14 protein-coding genes, 1 other RNA gene and 1 pseudogene are annotated in these 20,206 nt (G+C 27.9%); 14 read left to right on the top strand and 2 right to left on the bottom strand.

What is annotated here, in order from left to right:
• The first annotated feature begins 67 nt into the window (after window positions 1–67).
• The 4 genes from rnr to AC2JAQ_RS08550 all read left to right on the top strand — a co-directional run bounded on the left by rnr (window position 68) and on the right by AC2JAQ_RS08550 (window position 4,411).
• Complete coding sequence (rnr, locus tag AC2JAQ_RS08565; RefSeq protein WP_488456062.1) at window positions 68–2,326, top strand: ribonuclease R; 2,259 nt, start codon at window positions 68–70, stop codon at window positions 2,324–2,326.
• 584 nt (window positions 2,327–2,910) lie between these two features.
• Entirely contained in the window at window positions 2,911–3,048 is a 138-nt protein-coding gene (locus AC2JAQ_RS08560) for a hypothetical protein (protein ID WP_488456061.1), read from the top strand.
• Window positions 3,026–3,496: an SsrA-binding protein SmpB gene (gene smpB, locus AC2JAQ_RS08555; RefSeq protein WP_423239873.1), complete on the top strand. Its 471-nt coding sequence runs from the start codon at window positions 3,026–3,028 to the stop codon at window positions 3,494–3,496. Before AC2JAQ_RS08560 ends, smpB begins: the two co-directional genes overlap by 23 nt.
• Window positions 3,497–3,808: 312 nt before the next feature.
• Entirely contained in the window at window positions 3,809–4,411 is a 603-nt protein-coding gene (locus AC2JAQ_RS08550) for a hypothetical protein (protein ID WP_488456060.1), read from the top strand.
• Between the two features lie 79 nt (window positions 4,412–4,490).
• Here AC2JAQ_RS08550 and AC2JAQ_RS08545 read toward each other — a convergent pair whose 3' ends face one another.
• A complete protein-coding gene (locus tag AC2JAQ_RS08545) occupies window positions 4,491–5,471 on the bottom strand; it encodes a tetratricopeptide repeat protein (RefSeq protein WP_488456059.1) in 981 nt (326 codons plus the stop codon).
• Between the two features lie 172 nt (window positions 5,472–5,643).
• Here AC2JAQ_RS08545 and AC2JAQ_RS08540 point away from each other — a divergent pair, with 172 nt between their 5' ends.
• From AC2JAQ_RS08540 to AC2JAQ_RS08500, 9 genes and pseudogenes are all read left to right on the top strand, one after another.
• The gene (locus tag AC2JAQ_RS08540; RefSeq protein ID WP_488456058.1) at window positions 5,644–6,222 is read left to right on the top strand and encodes a xanthine phosphoribosyltransferase; all 579 of its coding nucleotides are present in this window, start codon (window positions 5,644–5,646) and stop codon (window positions 6,220–6,222) included.
• Between the two features lie 396 nt (window positions 6,223–6,618).
• Window positions 6,619–6,979, top strand: a transfer-messenger RNA (tmRNA) gene (gene ssrA / locus AC2JAQ_RS08535).
• 98 nt (window positions 6,980–7,077) lie between these two features.
• Window positions 7,078–7,416, top strand: a complete 339-nt coding sequence (locus tag AC2JAQ_RS08530; protein WP_488456057.1) for a hypothetical protein — start codon at window positions 7,078–7,080, stop codon at window positions 7,414–7,416.
• A gap of 47 nt (window positions 7,417–7,463) precedes the next feature.
• Entirely contained in the window at window positions 7,464–8,225 is a 762-nt protein-coding gene (locus AC2JAQ_RS08525) for a ComEC/Rec2 family competence protein (protein WP_488456056.1), read from the top strand.
• Window positions 8,226–8,507: 282 nt separating this feature from the next.
• Window positions 8,508–8,962 (top strand): annotated as a pseudogene (tnpA, locus tag AC2JAQ_RS08520) (IS200/IS605 family transposase).
• A 358-nt stretch (window positions 8,963–9,320) separates the two neighbouring features.
• Window positions 9,321–12,284: a zinc-ribbon domain-containing protein gene (locus tag AC2JAQ_RS08515; protein ID WP_488456055.1), complete on the top strand. Its 2,964-nt coding sequence runs from the start codon at window positions 9,321–9,323 to the stop codon at window positions 12,282–12,284.
• Between the two features lie 327 nt (window positions 12,285–12,611).
• Window positions 12,612–15,473, top strand: a complete 2,862-nt coding sequence (locus tag AC2JAQ_RS08510) for an SIR2 family protein (RefSeq protein WP_488456054.1) — start codon at window positions 12,612–12,614, stop codon at window positions 15,471–15,473.
• 426 nt (window positions 15,474–15,899) lie between these two features.
• Entirely contained in the window at window positions 15,900–16,982 is a 1,083-nt protein-coding gene (locus tag AC2JAQ_RS08505; protein WP_488456053.1) for a hypothetical protein, read from the top strand.
• A gap of 14 nt (window positions 16,983–16,996) precedes the next feature.
• On the top strand, window positions 16,997–17,413 hold the full coding sequence (locus AC2JAQ_RS08500) for a hypothetical protein (protein WP_488456052.1): 417 nt from the start codon (window positions 16,997–16,999) through the stop codon (window positions 17,411–17,413).
• Between the two features lie 68 nt (window positions 17,414–17,481).
• Here AC2JAQ_RS08500 and AC2JAQ_RS08495 read toward each other — a convergent pair whose 3' ends face one another.
• Complete coding sequence (locus tag AC2JAQ_RS08495; RefSeq protein WP_488458793.1) at window positions 17,482–17,910, bottom strand: DUF1097 domain-containing protein; 429 nt, start codon at window positions 17,908–17,910, stop codon at window positions 17,482–17,484.
• 574 nt (window positions 17,911–18,484) lie between these two features.
• On the opposite strand from AC2JAQ_RS08495, the gene AC2JAQ_RS08490 reads away from it, so the two are divergent.
• Window positions 18,485–20,203, top strand: a complete 1,719-nt coding sequence (locus AC2JAQ_RS08490; protein ID WP_488456051.1) for an ABC transporter ATP-binding protein — start codon at window positions 18,485–18,487, stop codon at window positions 20,201–20,203.
• The last annotated feature ends 3 nt before the right edge of the window (window positions 20,204–20,206 follow it).

Genomic DNA, 20,206 nt, shown 5'->3' with positions numbered 1-20,206 from the left:
TTTGGTATAATCTATAAATTAATTAAAATGTTGCATTAAAATCTATATATAGAACGGAGGAAAAAACATGAAAATAAAAGATATAATTTTAGGTCTTATGAAAGAAGAAGCATATAGACCAATGACAATGTTAGAGTTATCAAAAATATTTAATATAAATAAAGCTGAATATAAACAGTTTAAGAAAGTTTTTAAAGCTATGGAGGCAGAAGGCTTAATAGCTAGAGATGAAGAGGATAGATTCGGTCTAGTAGATAAAGTTGGACTAATAGCTGGTAAAATTCAAATACATCAAAAAGGCTTTGGATTCTTAATACCAGATGAAGAAGGAATGACAGATGTATTTATACCTAAAAATGCTTTAAAGGGTGCTATGAACGGAGATAGAGTATTAGGTAAGGTTGTAAAGGAAAGTGCTGAAGGTAAAAGACGTGAAGGTGAAATAGTTAGAATAACTGAGAGAGTTAACACAAAGATTATAGGAATATATGAAGATAATAAGAGCTTTGGATTTGTGCTTCCGCAAGATCAAAGAATACAAAATGACATATTCATATCTAAAAAGGATGGAAATGGAGCTAAAAAAGGAAACGTAGTTGTTGTTGAAATAACTAAGTGGCCAGATGGTGGTAAAAGAAAAAATCCAGAAGGCGTAGTAATAGAAATACTAGGAAATAAGGGAGATTTAGGTCTAGATATCATAACTGTAATTAAGAAATATGCTCTTCCAGAAGAATTCCCTCCAAAGGTTTTAGCCTTTGCTGAAGAAATCCCAGAGGAAATCCCAGAATCAGAAATTAAGAGAAGAACAGATTTAAGAGATGTAAGAATGGTTACTATAGATGGAGAAGATGCTAAAGACTTAGATGATGCTGTATCTATAGAAAGACTTCCAAATGGAAACTACAAATTAGGAGTTCATATTGCAGACGTAACTCACTATGTTAAAGAAAATAATCCTCTAGATAAAGAAGCATTCCAAAGAGCTACTTCTGTTTACTTAGTTGATAGAGTTATTCCTATGCTTCCTAAGAAGTTATCAAATGGAATATGTTCATTAAACCCACAGGTTAATAGACTTGCATTAACTTGTTTCATGGAAATAGACCATAAGGGAAATGTAGTTAATCACTCAATACATGAAAGTGTAATTAAAACTAACGAGAGAATGACTTATACAAACGTAACTAAGATATTAAGAGATAATGACCAAGAGTTAATTGAAAGATATAAAGATTTAGTAGATGACTTTAAGGCTATGGAAGAGCTATGCAAAATCTTAAACAAGAGAAGAATGGGAAGAGGAGCTATTGACTTTGAGTTTACAGAATGTAAAATCATACTAGATGAAAAAGGAAAGCCAATAGAAATTAAACCATATGAAAGAGCTATAGCGAACAGAATTATAGAAGAATTCATGCTAGTATGTAATGAAACTATAGCAGAATATATGAATAAGGCTGAAATACCTTTTGTTTATAGAATACATGAGGAACCAGATAATGAAAAACTTCAAAGATTTAAAAACTTTGCATATAGCTTAGGATATACATTTAACGTTGGAGAAGAAGTTGAACCTAGAGATTTACAAAAGATTGTTGATGAAGTTAAGGGTAAAAATGAAGAGATGGTAATAAATACATTGCTTTTAAGAAGTATGATGCAAGCTAAGTACTCACCAGAATGTGCAGGTCACTTTGGATTAGCAGCTGAGTATTACTGCCACTTTACTTCACCTATTAGAAGATATCCAGACTTACAAATTCATAGAATAATAAAAGAATATATAAATGGAAAAATAGATGCTAAGAGAGAGAAGAGATTAACAAGTATTGTTGATTCTGCATCTAAACAATCATCTGAAATGGAAAGAATAGCTCAAGAAGCTGAAAGAGAGACAAATGATCTTAAGAAAGCAGAATACATGAAGGATAGAATTGGAGAAATCTTTGATGGTATTATTTCTTCAGTTACTGGATTTGGAGCATTCGTTGAACTTCCAAATACAATAGAAGGTCTTGTACATGTAACAAGCTTTAGAGATGATTACTACATCTATGATGAAGAAAATCTTCAATTGATAGGTGAAAGAACTAAGAAGGTTTATAAGCTTGGAGAAAAGGTTAAGGTTATTTGTTCAAAAGTAGAAATGGATACTAGAGAAGTTTACTTTGAAATAGTTGAAGATAAGTACACTATTGAAGAAAAAGAAGAAGAAACAGAAGAAAGAGAAGATTTACTTGAAGAGGTAAAAAAAGAGCTTGAGGCAGAAGGCAAGGTTGAAATAATAGAACCAAGAGAAGCATCTGCTGAGGAAGAGCTTTAATATTAGACTTTATTTTAGGTGAAGGTTGATTTTTAGCTAGCCCTTCAGACTGAGCTTAATTTCGCAAAGTATTGCTATCATATACTTCAGAATAATAGTTAAAGGTTAAGTGAAAGTTCAAATTTTCAATTTGGTATCTTGAACTTATGCAATCGAACTATAGTGAGATTGTATTCCTTTTTTGATTACGCTCAAACAGAAAAAGCTTCTTAACGCTATTATTCCTACATATATGATGCAATACTAACTGCTTATTAAGATAGTCTTACAGTTCTATCTAAAAATCAACACTAATTTAAAATCAAATCTTAAGAAGTATAATAGAAGCTTGTAAATAGATTGTAGTTTATCTATTTACAAGTTTTATTAATATCTTCATATACTTAAACGCTCTTAAGAGATAAGCTTGTATAATAAGATAAAATATTAAATTAGAATATTTATTAGCTTATTACACATTAGAATCATTGATATAGAAATTTAGTATATTGAAAAGCTATTTAGGTAATGGATAAAGTGATTTGAAGCTTTTTATAGGGGAAAGTATAGAGGGCGGTTAGCTTAGTGTTAATAAGTATAGTTTTGTGAATTTACATTTAAATAGTAAATATGTTAAAATAGTAAGAAAAGAAGAAATAAAAGGTGTATCATTCTTTTGGAATAGATATGCTTTCAATATAACCATAGTAGGTGAGAAGTATGGCAAAGAGAAAAGACAATAAGACATTAGCAGAAAACAGAAAAGCTAGACATGATTACTTTGTTGATGAAGCTATGGAAGCAGGTATAGCTTTAGTTGGAACAGAGGTTAAGTCTATTAGAAATGGAAGAGTTAATCTAAAGGATTGTTATGCAGATATAAATAATGGAGAGATCTTTATCAATAATATGCATATAAGTCCATATGAACAAGGAAACATATTTAATGTTGACCCATTAAGAAAGAGAAAATTACTTCTTCATAAAAGTGAAATACAAAGACTAATAGGTATAGTTCAACAGCAAGGTATTGCTTTAATACCACTTTCTTTATATTTAAAGAACGGAAGAGTTAAGGTTAACTTAGGTGTTTGTAGAGGTAAGAAGAACTACGATAAGAGAGATACAATGCTTGAAAAAGCTCATAAGAGAGAAATGGATAGACAGCTTAAGGAAAGAAATAGATACTAGTTTTTTTGGAAAAGTGCTTATAGAGATGAAGCGATTAGATTGTAAATCTATAGATTTTTATCTTCTAGGCACTTTTTTTATTTACCTTTAGTTTAAGTTAATATTGATTTTTAGCTAGTTATTTAGAAATATTTAACTTTGTAAAGAGCCTTTATTATTTAGGTTTATCCAGATGGACCTTATATTATATTTAAAGTTTAATAGGAATTTAATTATAAAATCTAAATAATATATTTTGATTTTTGAATATTTATTTAGTTTATATATTATTATACGTATATAATGGAAAATTTTGAGAAATAGGAGTGTATAATGAGAAAATTAAAAGGGGTAATTTTAGCTGTAGTTCCAACATTATTTTTCATGGGATGTGGTGAACTTTCTAAAAATGAAGTTGCAAAGGTAAGTTTTGAAAAACTTTCAGAAAAAGAGGAGCAGATATTAAGTTTAACTGAGAATAGAGTTTTCTTTTACAAGATAAAAGATATTTCTACTGATAAGGGATATAAGATGAATTTATACTATGAAGTTTATAAAGATGGAGAGGTTTTGAAAAATGAGTCTATTCTAGCTACTGTAAATGAAGTTTATGAAAAGGGAAAAACAGAAGTAACTCTAGGTATAAATATTAAAGAAGGAAATAAGATAAACTGCCTTTTAGGAGAAGAAGGAACTTATAGCAATCATAATTATGAAGTTGAAGAAGCCTTTAATGAATATTCAAGCATTGCTTTTGCAGGGGATTATGATTTAGAATTAGAAAAGGGAAAGAGAGTTTGTGTTTATTATGCAAATTCAGAAGGTTATATTGAAAGTGATATTATAGGAATGGATATGGAGTCAGAACGGATAAAAGAGATTATAAAAAGAAATAAAGAGAGTATTTTCTTAAGTATAAGTGTGGATGATTTTTAGAAGTGTTGAGGAAGAGGTTTAAATAAGGCTATATTTTAAATCAATAATTTAAAATATAGCCTATAATTATGACTAAAAACTATGATTTTATTTCTAATAGTTCACTAAATTTTGAAAAGAATTTTAAGTTGTTTAGCATTTCATCTTCTAAAGCTATTTCCTTTAGACAAGAACAGTAATGTAAGGCTCTTTCTAAATAGTAAAATGCATTGTCAAAATCTTTTTTTAAGGCATATGCTCTAGCCTTATAGTAAAATGCTATGAAGTTAAAAGGTGATAGTGATAGGGCTTTATTTAGGTTTTCTAAAGCCTTATCATATAAGCCTAAATAAATTAATACGTTAGCATATTCACAATAGCAAGTATAATTTTCTGAGTTTAATTCTAAGGATTTTTTATACATTTTAGAACTATTTTTCAAATTATTTAGGAAGAAGTAACATTCTCCTAATTTTTTATAGGCTGAAGCTTCACTTTTATCTATTGATATAAAATCTTCAAGATATTTAGAAGCAAGGAGGTAATCTCCTTTTTCATAAGCACAATGAGCTTTTCCAGATAAGGCATTTTTAAAACAAGGATTAAATTCCAAAGCTTTATCAAAGGCTTCCTCAGCTTTAGAAAATTCACCTATTTCAATATGAGAGAATCCTTTATTGCTTAAAGCGAAGAGGTCTGTGGGATTTAAGTTAAGAGCTCTCTCAGAGAAATCTATAGCCCTATGATAAAGCTTTAGATTGTAATATATAAATGCAATATTATTATAAAGTTGATAGTTTGGTTCTTTAATATTTTTCATTGCCTCTATGGAAAGTTCATAGGCTGCATTAAAATCTTTTTGCTTTGAGAGTACTAGAATTTTATTATTATAGAAAAATAAAGGGTCTAATTTTTCTGTATATTTATTTAAAAGATAAAGAGCCCGTTCAAGCTTTCCTAGAGAGACATATTTTGTAATTTGTTTTTCTGGTAAGAAATTATCAGATTCTATTAAATATAAAATTATTATTATGGATAAAATACATATGAGTATTATTATGAGTGATTGAAGTGGATTCATATTCATCTCTCCAAAATATTTTTCTACTATTATTATATAAGAAAATATTTAAAAGGATTACATGAATAATAAGAATACTGTATAATAAAATTAGATAGCAATAAGTTTTTCTATTATGATATAATATAGGAAATTAATACTATAAATTAATAGTAAGAAAGGGTGTAACCAAATGGAACTATTAAAAGACAAGATAAAAAAAGAAGGCAGAGTTACAGAAGATAATATTTTAATGGTTGATTCTTTTTTAAATCACCAAATGGATGTAGAATTTTTCAACGAAGTAGGAAAAGAATTTAAAGATAGATTTAAGAATGATCAAGTAGATAAAATACTTACAATAGAATCAACAGGAATAGGCCTTGGAATAATAACAGCTCAATACTTTGACAACGTGCCAGTTGTTTTTGGTAAGAAAGTAGAAAGATTACCAAGAAACAAAAGAGATGAAGTTTTTAACTCAGAGGTTTATTCATTTACTAAAAAAACAATATACAATGTTGTTGTTGATAAGAAATTCATAAAACCAGGAGAAAAAATTCTTATAGTTGATGATTTCTTAGCAAATGCATGTGCTGTTTTTGGATTAATAGATATAGTTAAACAAGCTGGTGCCGAGGTTGTTGGAGTAGGAATAGTTATAGAAAAAGGATTCCAAAGCGGAAGATGCCACTTAGAAGACAAAGGAATAAGAGTGGAGTCTTTAGTTACTTTAGACAAAATAGAAAATGGAGAAGTTTACTTCAAGTAATTATTAATAGAATTATAATATGATTTTTGATTGAGAGAGAGTAAATGCTCTCTCTGAATTTTATTTAAACATGTTTATTATCAAAAATAAAATTTCTTTTTAAAATAATAAACTTAAAGTTTTTTGTTTCTAGATATATCATAAAAATCTTAGATATAGGGAAAAAATACCATTGATATTTTAGATAGAATTAGGTATTATATAAATTGTCTATTTTAGAAAGTTAAAAGTTAATTAATTAGTCAAGGAAATTTATCTCTTACAAACACAAACATATATGTCCCTTGACTAAATTAATTAATTGATATATAATGAGAACATAAGTTTGAATAAAACTTTTAAATTTAAAAATTGAATATGGAATTAGCGTTTAGACCATATTATTATCTCATACATGGGGGCGTTTTGGCTTCGACGGGGGTAAGATGGGTTTGATAAGCGAGTCGAGGGAAGCATGGTGCCTCGTTAATAAAGTATGCATTAAAGATAAACGCAGAAGATAATTTTGCATTAGCAGCTTAATTTAGCGCTGCTCATCCTTCCTCAATTGCCCACGGTTGAGATCAAGGGTGTCATTTTAAAGTGGGGAACCGAGCTTAGCAAAGCTTTGAGCTAGGAACGGAATTTATGAAGCTTACCAAAGAGGAAGTTTGTCTGTGGACGGCCTCTGAGGGAATTTTAAAACACAAGACTACACTCGTAGAAAGTCTTACTGGTCTGCTTTCGGACACGGGTTCGACACCCGTCGCCTCCACCATATAAAAATCCACGATATTCATATCGTGGATTTTTTGTGTGATAATTACAATAGATACATATAAGAGTATATTTATAGATTAGCAAAAGGAGAGAATTGTGGATAGTTTATTAAGAGGAAAGAAGTTAGCTTTTTCTATTGATGAAATTTATAAAAAAGAAGATGGTTTATATGGTATTAAGATTATTCCAGAGATTGAGTCAGAATATTTTCCGTCATATCATTTAAGAAACATTAATGTGAAATATTCATTATTGGAAAAGGAGTTTTATAAGGCTATTAATAAAGGTAAAGAGGTAACGATTAAACATTTTAAGGGAAGTGTAGTACAAGGTGGCTATTATTCAATAGAAACAACTGAATTAAGAAATATGAGAATATTTAATAGTAAAACTATAATTACTGATAATAATGATATATTTGAAGGAAAAAAATAGAGTCGCCATATAATAAGAAGAATATAAGAAAAGATAAAGTATTAACAGTGGATAAAGGATGTAAAGAATTATCTAAACCACAAATACAAAATGAAGGGGAATTATACTTATATTGTTTTAATGTTGGGCAAGGAGATTCATTTTTATTGATAACTACGAATAAAAGTGCATATTTAATTGATACAAATATTTCCACAGAAAAAAGAGCATTAAAATTTTATAATCAAATTACGAAGATATTAAATGAACATAATATAAGTAAACTTACAGGTTTTATAGTTACGCATAAACATATAGACCATATAGGAGGAGCTGATAAGTTTATAAGCTATAGTGGATTAGAAATTGATAATTTTTTAATTAATATGGATTATTCTCATGAAACAAAAGTGGTTGATAGATTATTAAAAGAAGCAGAATTAAAAATACCAAAATGGATAAATATAAATTCACCTGGGATAATTAGAGATGGAAATACAGAAATTATATTTAGAAATCCAGATAATGCAACATCAACAGTAATTAATGCCCCTGATATAAATGATAGTTCAATTGTTATTTGTGTAAAATATAAAAATACTATGATGTATCTTACTGGAGATGCTAGTTATAGTGTATTAAATTGTAAGTTAAATAAATGCATAAATAGTAATTGTGTAAATATGTTAAAAATTTCTCACCATGGAAGTAGAACAGGTACTGATAGTAGATTATTAAATAATTTAAATCCCATACATGCTTTCATCTCAGCAGGAAATAATAAAAAATTCAACTATCCTCATACTCAAGTAATTAATCACTATAGTTAATATATCCAAGATTATAAAAACTACAATTTGTTATAAATCTAATGGAAGTAAAATAAGTCTCATTAATAAGAAAATTAGTGAAGATTATGATATGTAATAGAGTAACTAAAATAGTAGGTGGTTTTATAAAAAAGGAATTTAAAGTGAAGATAGATGAGCTTAAAGAGTAAAAGTTTTAAAAAAATACATTGAAATTACTTCAATGTATTTTTTGTTTAATAAAAACTACTCGCTATGCGAGTGGTTTTAGAGTCAATTTTTGTGAAAAAAGGAGGTTTTAAAATGAATACAAACAGTTTAGCATATACAAAATGGAATTGTAAATATCATATAGTTTTTGCACCGAGATACAGAAGGAAAGAAATATATGGAGGGAAAAAAAGAAATAGGTAAGATATTAAGGCGGCTTTGTGAATGGAAAGGGGTTAGGATAGTCGAAGCGCACACTTGCGTAGACCACATACACATTCTTGTTGAAATACCATCTAAAATGAGTGTTTCAAGTTTTTTCGGATTTCTAAAAGGTAAAATTAGTCTTATGATTTTTGAGAAATTTACAAATTTAAAATATAAATGTGGAAATAGGCATTTCGGGTTCAGGGGGATTTTACGTTGATACTGTCGGGAAAAATAAGAAGGCAATTGAAGATTATATAAGAAATCAAGAACAAGAAGATATGATAGCTGATCAAATAAGTTTAAAGGAATATATGGACCCTTTTAAGGGCAGTAAGTAAAGAAGTATGCGTGGCTGGCGGACCAATTTAAGCGTCTTAAGATGCAACGCAGGTAGTATCCTCCTTATAGGGCTGAGGAAATACCACCAGCTAAGCTGGTAGATTTTTATTAATTAGGTATGATTATAAGTATAATTAAAATACATAAATAGTTTTTACGTTAAATTTATTAGTCAAGAAATATAAATTTAATATATAAGCTGATCAAAAAAGTACTTTCTGCGAGCAAAATTGGAAATAAATGTTTGGTGTAAGGATAATTATGTACAAATATCAAATAATATAACGTTGCAATAGATTTGTTTTGAAAGTAAATTATTTTATAATATTATTGAAGAAATAATATATTGGAGGTCTTATGTTTAATACTAACGTTGATGAAGTAGAAAAGAAGAGTAACTATTTAGCAATAAAAAGACCTGATTTAGCTAATGAATGGAATACTATTAAGAATGGAGATTTGACACCGTACGATGTAACATGCGGAAGTGGCAAAAAAGTATGGTGGAAATGTGTAAAAGGACATGAATGGAAAGCCGTTATTGGTGATAGAGTTAGGGGAAATGGTTGTCCGTATTGCTCAGGTAAAAGGGTAACTTTAGAAAATTGCTTAGCAGTAGTCAATTTCGAATTGGTAAAAGAATGGAATCAGGATAAAAATGGAGAAGTAACACCGTATGAAGTATCTTATTCTAGTAACAAGAAAGTATGGTGGAAATGTAGTAAAGGACATGAATGGAAAGCAGCTATTAATAATAGAAATCAGAACCGTGGCTGCCCATATTGTTCGAATCAAAAAGTATGTGAAGATAATTGCCTATCTACAATTAAGCCTGAGTTAGTAAAGGAATGGAACTATGAAAAAAATGGTGAGTTAACACCGGATAATGTTGTAGCTGGAAGTAATAAGAAAGTGTGGTGGAAATGTAGCAATGGGCATGAATGGGAAGCAGCTATAGGAGGTAGAGTTAGGGGAAGTAGATGTCCATACTGTTTAGGTCAAAAGGTATGTAAAGATAATTGTTTAGCAAATATAAATCCTGAACTATCAAAAGACTGGCATCCAAAAAAAAATGGAGAATTAACACCATATAATGTGACGTTACATAGTAATAAGAAAGTGTGGTGGAAGTGTAGCAATGGGCATGAATGGGAAGCAACTATTAATAATAGGTCAAAAGGAAAGGGGTGCCCCTTTTGTTTAAACAAAAGAGTGTATGAAGATAATTGTTTAGCAAATGTAAATCCTGAACTGGTCAAGGAATGGAATTCAAATAGAAATAAAGATTTGACACCATATGATGTTATAGCAGGTAGTAAAAAAAAGATATGGTGGAAATGTGAAAAAGGTCACGAATGGAAAGCATCAGTAGCACATAGAAATAATGGAACAGGCTGTCCGTACTGCTCAAACCAAAAAGTATGCGAAGATAATTGTTTAGCAAATATAAATCCAGAGCTCTCAAAAGAATGGCATAAGAATAAAAATGGAAAAACTACTCCATACAATATTGTAGCAAGAAGTACGAAAAAAGTATGGTGGAAATGTGATAAGGGTCATGAATGGCAGGCAACAGTGGTAGACAGAAATAGTGGAAAAGGTTGTCCATATTGTGCAAATAGATATGTAAATATTGATAATTGTTTAGCTAATTTAAGACCGGAATTAGCTGAAGAATGGCATAAAAATAAAAATGGAGGATTAACACCATATGATGTTGTACCTGGCAGTGGAAAAAAGGTATGGTGGAAGTGTAAAAGAGGACATGAATGGCAGTCTGTTATTTCTAGCCGAAATAACGGAACAGGCTGCCCGCATTGCTATGGTGAGCAGACTTCGTTTCCTGAGCAGGCTATTTGTTTTTATTTAAAAAAGATATTTCAAAATCTGCATAACAGATATAAATATGATGGTATTGAATTAGACATATTTATTGAGGAGATTAATTTAGGCATAGAATACGATGGGGTTAAGTTTCATTCTGAAGAGGTGGCAGTTTTAAGAGACCTTAGAAAAAACAAATTATTATCACTAAAAGATGTTAAGTTTTTTAGGATAAGAGAAGCTGGGTGTCCTGAAATAGATATGAGAGGTTTTGATTATATAATATATAACACTTCTAGTTATTATAGTAATTTTAAAAATTTAATGATTGAAATTTTAGAGAAGATAAAAGAAATAGATAATAGATATAGTGAAGATATATTGAGAATAAAAAATAAAATAGATATTAATAAAGATAGGTTTAAAATTTTAAAACAATACAAATATATTAATCACATAAATAAAGAGGATATAAGGTATAATCAACTTCTAAAAGAATGGAATTATATAAAGAATGAAGATTTAAAACTATCATATTTCAAGAAGAATAGTAAAGAGTATGCATGGTGGAAATGTGAAAAAGGTCATGAATGGAAAGCCGTGATTGGTAGCAGATATAGCGGAACTGGATGTCCATACTGTTCAAATCAAAAAGTATGTATAGATAATTGCATGGCGAATACAAATCCAGAGCTAGCAAAAGAATGGCATCCAAGTAAAAATGGGAAACTTACGGCATATGATGTTGTACCTGGTAGTGGAAAAAAGGTTTGGTGGAAGTGTGAAAGGGGACATGAATGGAAAGCGTCGATATCAAGTAGGTATGCTGGATTAGGATGTCCATATTGTTCAAATAAAAAAGTAAGTGAAGATAATTGCTTAGCGAATATAAATCCAAAGTTAGCAAAGGAATGGCACCCAAGTAAAAATGGAGAGTTAACACCATACGATGTAGTTTGTGGAAGTGTAAAAAAAGTATGGTGGAAATGTGAAAAGGGGCATAAATGGGAGGTATCTGTCCATAACAGAGCAAAAGGAAGTAGCTGTCCATATTGTTCAAATAAAAAAGTAAGTGAAGACAATTGCCTAGCCCATACAAATCCGGAACTAGCGAAAGAATGGCATCCAGATAAAAATGGAAAGTTAACTCCATATGACGTATTGGCTGGAAGTGGAAAAAAAGTGTGGTGGAAATGTGAGAAGGGCCATGAGTGGCAAGCTAGAATATGCAATAGAAATAGTGGAAGTAAGTGTCACTATTGTACAGGACAGAAGGTTACAATAGATAAGAGTCTTGCAAGAATAAACCCGGAACTAGCAAAGGAATGGCACCCAAGTAAAAATGGAGAAGTTACACCAGAGATTTTGGGACATGGAAGCCATAAAAAAGTATGGTGGAAATGTAAAAAAGGACATGAATGGCAGGCTAATATATATTCAAGAAGTGCAGGAAGTGGATGTCCTGAGTGTTATAAACTATCAAGGACAAGTAAATAAAATGTAAGTATTTGGAATAAAGTATCCTATTGTATCAAAGTAAATGATTGACATTGGTTATTGACAATAATAAATATGAATTAGATAATGAATAAATAGAATATTGGATAGTGCTAAATAGATATTGGAGTGAGAATATTAGAGGAAAATTATTAAAGTGTGTTTATTTTTAATTAGCATAATAGAGCAATTAGTGGATTTTAAAGGTCGTGCTTCGCCTCCACCATAAAATCCATGATAGAAATATCGTGGGTTTTTATGCTTTAAAATATATGTATAAGAAATACTTATATTTTAAGATATTAATAATTTTATAGGAGGGATATTTTGAATTTAGATGAAAAAGTAAGATATATTAAAAATGCTAGGGATGAGGATAAACTAATAATATTTGTAGGTGCAGGTATTTCAAAAAATTCTAATTTGCCAGATTGGGAGCAATTAATTAGAGTATTTATTAATAAACTCAACTATCCTATTAATGAAGGAAAAAAATTATCTTCTGATGAGTATTTAAAAATTCCACAGTATTATTATAATATTTTTGGAAGTGAAGAATATAAAAAGGTAATTAAAGAAGAGTTAGATGTCAAACGACAACCTAATGATATTCATGAGCTAATTTTCAAGTTAAATCCTAAACATATAATAACAACAAACTATGATAGATTATTAGAAGATACAGTTATAGAACAAAGAATGTTATTTGATGTTATAACTAAAGACAAAGATTTATTAGATTCTAAAAAGAGCAAATATATTATAAAGATGCATGGTGATATAAAGGAGTTAGATAATATAGTTCTTAAAGAAAATGATTACTTAAATTATTCACAAAATCATATTTTAATTGAAACATATATTAAATCATTATTAGTTAGTAATACATTTTTGTTTATTGGCTATTCATTAAATGACTATAATTTAAAGCAAATTATAAGTTGGGTAGATTATTTAGCTAAGAGTTATACGGAGGTAAAGGATAGACCTAAAAGTTTTATTATTCAAGAGATTAGCGAAGAATATACTGGATTTATAGAAGATTATTATGAAAAAAATAATTTATTTATTATAAATCCACAAGAAGTAAATAAACAATATTTAGAAAAGGTTGAAAGTAATTTATCAAATGAATTTGGAAAAAGATTATATGGAACACTGATGTATATAAGAGATTATCCAAAGGGTATTATAGATAAGTTTTATTATTCAGGAAAAAGCTTTAAAAAAATTAGAAGGATTTCTATAAATGACCTTTTTAGTATATATAGATTTAAGTATGCAGAAGTAATGGGAGGTAATACACTTAACTTTTCTAATGTTGATTCAGAAGAATATTTAGTTATACTGGATATTATTAATGGAAAAAATAATAAAGAGAAATTCGTTAAAGAGATGTTAATTAAATCAGGCATTGTATATATTAATATTCAAAATAACAATAAAATAGAAACGTATGATTTGTTAGAGGCTTATAATGAACAGAAAGATGACTTTACTGAATTGAATGAACTGGAAATTAAGTGCAATTATATAGAGATTGGCAAACGAATTAATTCAATAAACAATAAAAATATTAAAGCTCTTTATTTATTTAAATTACAAGAGTTTGATAAAGTAAGGGAGTGTTTAGAAGAGTTAAAAGAAAATATTTTGAATAATGACATATACGATTTGTTATTATACAAATTTAATATAGGTATAATAAATCAGTTGATGTTTTATAATGATAAAGGTAATTACGATGACTTTAGTTATATATATGAAAATATTGCTAAAAAAACTATGTATGAATTAAATTACTTAAATGATATATTTAATAATAACAAAAATCAGAAATTGGAGTTATCTAGGTTAAAAGAGGAGCATATAAGAAAATATTTAAAGTTAGATAATTCGGTACAACTAGGGAATATTAAGAGAGATTTATATAAGATGATGACTATTGCATATGATTATTATTTTTATATAAGAGAAAATGGATTATATTTAGATTATTTCAATAATATGGAGAAATTCTTTGAGCCATATATAGAAGCAATAATAAGTACGTATTCACCAAAAACGAAGAGGATTAGAACAAATACGGTGTTTCCAGATTTTAATAAATATGATAGTCATATATTTAATATATATGATTTGGATATTATAATTAAGCATTCAGATTATAAAAAGATAAAAGAACTACTAAGTAAATATGAGGTAAAAGAAATAGAGTATAAAACTGATATTAATATAGTAGAGATGCTAAAAAACTTATGTGAATATATTAAATCAAAACCTAATAAATATAATATAGATTATTTAAAGAAGTTTGTATTATTATTGACAGTAATTGATTTAGAAAAAGAGGATGTAAATAGAGTTGTAAAAATACTGGAGAATGTATTAATAAAAAGTGATGGAAATTTACATTGTTATATTTTTATTGAAATAAGTGAAGAGTTAAATTATTTCATTAGTAGGAATATTGAAGCAATAAATATTAATTCTTTTAAATTAGTTATTAATGAATTATTCACTGAGAAAGTATATAATCAATTGGAAGGCGAGAATAAAACTAGAGCTATCTTTAATTTTTTAAAGAGCGTTAATACTTTTTCATATGATTTATATACGTATAAAATAGATAAGATAATAGAAGAGAATAATATTAAATATATCTCAGGATTAAGTAAGTTACTTTCTAATGAACAAAGAGGAAGAATAAGTAGGAAGATATTAAATATTATAGATAGCATTGATATAAATACACTAATAGATTTTATTTTCGATAATTTAATTGAATATAATGAAATTATAGAGAGTAAGATTATATCAGAAGTAGAGTTACATGTTTCTAATAGAATAAAAAATCAAGGAGTTACAACTTTCCCTGATCCATTAGAAAGTATATTGGAAAATATTATAGTATTATTTTTGTTAGATAAAGGTGTAAATATAATTAAATTTGAAAATTATGTTAAATATAATAGTGTATTGGAGTTTATTATAAATCCAGATAAATTTGATTATGAAAAAGTAGCATTAGATAATTTAAATTGGATGAATATTATGGGAATTAAAGAGTATTTAAAAATAATAATTGATAATGGTAAGGATATAGTAAATAAAAAGTTAAAATATATTATAAAAAATGGATTTGCTAATGAGGACCAGACTAGATTATATTATAAATATTTTGAATAGATAATGCAGAGGATTTTAAAGGCTGCGTATTGCAACAACCATAAAAACCACGATAGAAATATCGTGGTTTTTTGAAAAAATATAAAATATATATAAATTAAATAATTTATTAGTGGCTAGAAGATCTACGAGTTTAAAATACAAATGAAAGACATATATTTAGATAATTAATATAGTTTTTTACAAATTCACATAGAAATATAGATGAAAAAGAAATATAATATAAATTGAAAAAAGAAAATTATGTCATTTTAATTATAATTAGTAAGAATATAAAAATAAAGAGTTAATATTAATTATCAATTTATGTGAGTGAAAAGGAAGAAATACATTTTACTTAAATTTAAGATCTTAGAATTCTAGATTATCAAAAAATGAGGTGCTTATGATATATAGAATATTTTTTGTGATGTGAGAGGATAAATTATGGATATAGAAGAATTACGTAGAAGAAGAAAAGAAGTAAGTAGTGCTTCAGAAAAAACATTAAGAAATATGGAGGATATAGCTAATGAATCGTTTAGAGTAGCTGAAGTAGCACATAATTCAAGAAAAATTATTGATAATTTAGATTTAGAGTTTGAAAAGCAAACAGGATTTAATTCTTTAGATGTGAAATTTCTGTTTTTTGCAATAGCATTACAGTGTGTAAGACAGTATTGGTTAAGTAATGAAAAATTAAGATTCAAAAATGATCAGCAAGCAGGAAAAGTAATAAAGAAATACACCCCAATTTCTTTATGTGGGCCTGTTCCTTATGATGCTTTTAAAAAAGAAGGATATTATGATAATACAGGGATAAGTGGAGCTAATCATAGATATAGTACACTAGGACACGATCCTTTACTTGGTTGGATTTTTGGAACAGCTAATATTTTATCGGAAACTGTAACTAAAAATAATATTATTTTAGAATCGTATAGTACTATATTAGTAGGAAATGAATATAAAATCAATGGAATAACTAACATTGTATCAATTTTTTCTGAGTCTTTTAATAGAGTTCAAGCTGATTATAAAGATTTAGTTTTAGCAATTACTAAACATGCAATACACTTAAGTTCAGATGCTTTTACAACTATGGGATTGCCAATACCAGTAATTAATACTGTATCACCGAATTTTTCATCAAAGTTACTTAAAAATGGAATAGATATTTATAGTGTTAGCAGGGGAGTGGCAATGTCGTCCTTAATTAATATGATAATAGGAGCAATTCATGGATTATTTTATGATGAAACTAAGTATCATAATAGAGATATTTATGAAGTTAAGACTAGAAAAATTTTAAGTTACTCAAATGCAATTGCATCAGCAAGCAATATTATATATGTTGCAATTAGTGCTTATTTAGGTAATGAGGGAGCATTAAAGAAATTAGATGTAGGTGGATTAATAGTAACTATTTATAGATTATTATCTGATAGTAAATTTATTAGAGAAATAAAAGAAGAGTTCGTATTTGGTAATTTTAATAAATTAATTCAAGGTGAAGAATATAAGTTTTAGAGTTGGAGGGTAAAATGGGATTTAAGAGATTTCTAAAAAAAAGCTTAATACCTGGATATGAATTAAAGAGTATTGTTGAAAATGTTGTAACTTTTGGAGTTGTTGATGGATTAAAGGAGGAATTTAAAGAAACTTATTTAGAGGATATGCCAGGGATTAGTCATGTTTATAATGTAGGTAAATATGATGGAAAAAAAGATGGGTATGAAAAAGCTTCTAATGAGTATGAGAAAAAGTTAATTAAGCAAGCTGATGAATTTTTAAAACAAGAAAAGGCATTCGAAATTGATAGAGCTAGATACGAAGAATTAATTGATGATTATGAAATATATATTGAAGAAATGATGAAAAAGAGTAATATGTCAAATGAAGAAAAAGACTATATGAATCAAATTATGTTTATAGAAAGAAAGCTAAAGCAATTGAAATAGAGGATAATAATATTATATTAAGTTTAATGGTAAGCATTTATTTTATTGCTTACCATTAATTTATTTATTTAATTCTTACTGAATACTTTATGACAGTAGATTCCTATCTTTTGTGATATATATCCTAATACGTTTCCACAAAGCAATGCTGGTATAACCGCCTGCCAATTCCCGTTTAATCCAAAGGTTGAGAAACATCCACAAAATGCTCCTGATATAAATTCGAATTTTTTAAATTTTGCTTGTATTACCATTATAAAAGAAAAGAATGCAGTTAAAAAATAAGCCCAATATTCATTTGGAAAAATAGATGATCCTTTTATAATGAGCAAAGCATAAATAATCCCTGTTGCATTTGAAGAAAGAGATCTAAAAAGTCCTTTAGCCATTCCTCCTGAAGAATAGTAACTAGTCCATCCAACAAATCCAGTCCAACTAACCATCCCAAATACTGCTGCCATCCATGCCCAAACTCCAGATAGTACTCCAACGCTAATCGCTACGAAAAAAAAGTACGTCCATAAAACTTTATCCTCCTGTTAGTATCTCCTAAACTTTAATCCTAATGTTTTTATTATACCTTAATATTTTATCTAAAAGTAAACCTTTAATCAACTTGTTAAATTTACTAAAGTTTAACATATGTTTTTCCTAATAAATATATTCCATTATATATTTATTAAAAATTATTAAAAGTAATATTAAATTAGTCACTAAATCTTTCTAAAACTATTATAATGAACAGATTTAATCTAAGAGTATTTCTAACAACTTTTTAGAATTGATATAGAAAAATATAAATGATATTAAAATAAGATATATTTTCCTAGCATAAAACTTAAAAATATGCAAGAATTATATAGTAATAAGGTTTATAAGTTATTAATAAATAATATTAGTTAATATAAATAAAAGGTTGTGTTTTAAACCAGTGTTGATTTTATAGAACTTTAAGACTATCTTAATAGAAATTCTGTGCAAAATTAAGTAGATATAAAGAGCTATAAAAAAATAAAAATTCACTTAAAACATAGCCAAATAGAAAAAAATAAAGAAAAAGGAGAGGGAAAAGTGAATTTTTATAGCAAATATTTTAAGAGATACAAGCTTCCTTTTTTAACTGCTATTATTTGTGTGACAATGGAAGCTATATGTGATTTACTTGGACCGACTCTTATGTCTAACATAATTAATTTAGGAATAGATGGAGCAAATCTTTCAAGTGTTTATTACTGGGGAGGATTAATGCTTATGGTTACAGGTTTTGGTGCTTGTTTTGCTATAACTCGTAATATATTAGCTTCTAAGGTTTCTCAAAGAGTTGGTGCAGATTTAAGGTATGATTTATTTAGGAAAATATTATATTTTTCTGAAAATGGAGCAGATAAAATAGAAAGTGGTTCTCTTATTACACGTATGACAAATGATACTTCGCAGATTGTGCAATTTATAAATGGAATTATGCGTATATTTCTAAAAGCTCCTATAACTTGTATAGGAAGCATTGTTCTTGCAACAATTCTTAATTTTAGGCTTTCTTTAATTATTTATGGCGTTGTAATAATAGTTGTGGGACTTATAGTAGTTAGTATGAAACTTAGTTATCCACGTTTTTATAAGTTACAAAAATCTATAGACAAGGTTAACTCCGTAGTTCAAGAATACTTAATAGGGGTTAGGTTAGTTAAGGCTTTTTGTACTTATGATAAAGAAGAAGAAAAGTTTGGAGATGCTAATAATACACTAATGAAAAATAGCGTTTCTTCTCAAATGATTATAACAATAGTATCCCCTCTTATTACTTTTACCGTTGGAATAGGAACAGTAATTGTAATATGGATTGGAAGTAAGCTTTTCTCTTTAAATCTTGCAAATCCAGGAGATATAACAGCTTTCACAATATATATGGCTCAAATTCTTACTTCTTTAATAATGATAACTAACATATTTAATACTTTTGTTAGAACAAAGGCATCCACTGCTCGTATTAAAGAAATATTTAATTGTGAAGATGATTTTACTGAAAGTGGAGAGGTTTCAGAATTAAAAGGAGAAATAGAGTTTAAAAATGTTACCTTTTCCTATCCTAATGGAAGTGGAATACCTGCTATTAATAACTTAAGTTTTTCTTTAAAGGCTGGAGAAAAACTCGCTATTATAGGGCCTACAGGAAGTGGAAAGTCAACAATAGTTTGGTTATTACTAAGATTTTATGATGTGAATAAGGGAGAAATTTTAATTGATGGAAAGAATATAAAAGATATAGATGTAGATTATCTTAGAAAAAATATTTCTATTGTTCCTCAAAAGCCAATGTTATTTTCAGGTTCAATTAGTGAGAATATTAAATGGGGAGATAAAAATGCTTCAAATGAGAAGGTTAAATTATCAGCTGAAAAGGCTGAGGCCTCTTTTGCATATAATATGCCAGAAGAGTTTGAATCGACTTTAGGAAGTGGAGGAGTTAACTTATCTGGAGGTCAAAAACAAAGAATTTCCATAGCGCGTGGAATTATTAAAAATTCTAAAATACTTATTTTAGATGATGCAACTAGTGCTTTAGATGCAGTTACTGAGAGTAAGGTTAGAGATAATATTAATTCTTCTATGAAGGATGAAACTGTTATTACTATTACTCAAAGATGTGGAACAGCTATGTTTTCAGATAAGATTTTAGTTATGGATAATGGAGAAAATGTTGGATTTGGAACTCACAGTGAACTTATGAAAAACTGTGATATTTACAGAGAAATTTATAGAACTCAAATAGAAAGTAGCAAGGAGGCATAAAAG

Source organism: Clostridium sp. LIBA-8553 (genome assembly GCF_057782465.1).
This window is presented reverse-complemented; position numbering and strand designations above follow the sequence as displayed.

Coding starts and splice junctions, on each gene's coding strand:
- rnr (WP_488456062.1), top strand. CDS start 68: ATGAAAATAAAAGATATAATTTTAGGTCTTATGAAAGAAGAAGCATAT.
- AC2JAQ_RS08540 (WP_488456058.1), top strand. CDS start 5,644: ATGGAACTATTAAAAGACAAGATAAAAAAAGAAGGCAGAGTTACAGAA.
- AC2JAQ_RS08515 (WP_488456055.1), top strand. CDS start 9,321: ATGTTTAATACTAACGTTGATGAAGTAGAAAAGAAGAGTAACTATTTA.
- AC2JAQ_RS08545 (WP_488456059.1), bottom strand. CDS start 5,471: ATGAATCCACTTCAATCACTCATAATAATACTCATATGTATTTTATCC.
- AC2JAQ_RS08505 (WP_488456053.1), top strand. CDS start 15,900: ATGGATATAGAAGAATTACGTAGAAGAAGAAAAGAAGTAAGTAGTGCT.
- smpB (WP_423239873.1), top strand. CDS start 3,026: ATGGCAAAGAGAAAAGACAATAAGACATTAGCAGAAAACAGAAAAGCT.
- AC2JAQ_RS08500 (WP_488456052.1), top strand. CDS start 16,997: ATGGGATTTAAGAGATTTCTAAAAAAAAGCTTAATACCTGGATATGAA.
- AC2JAQ_RS08550 (WP_488456060.1), top strand. CDS start 3,809: ATGAGAAAATTAAAAGGGGTAATTTTAGCTGTAGTTCCAACATTATTT.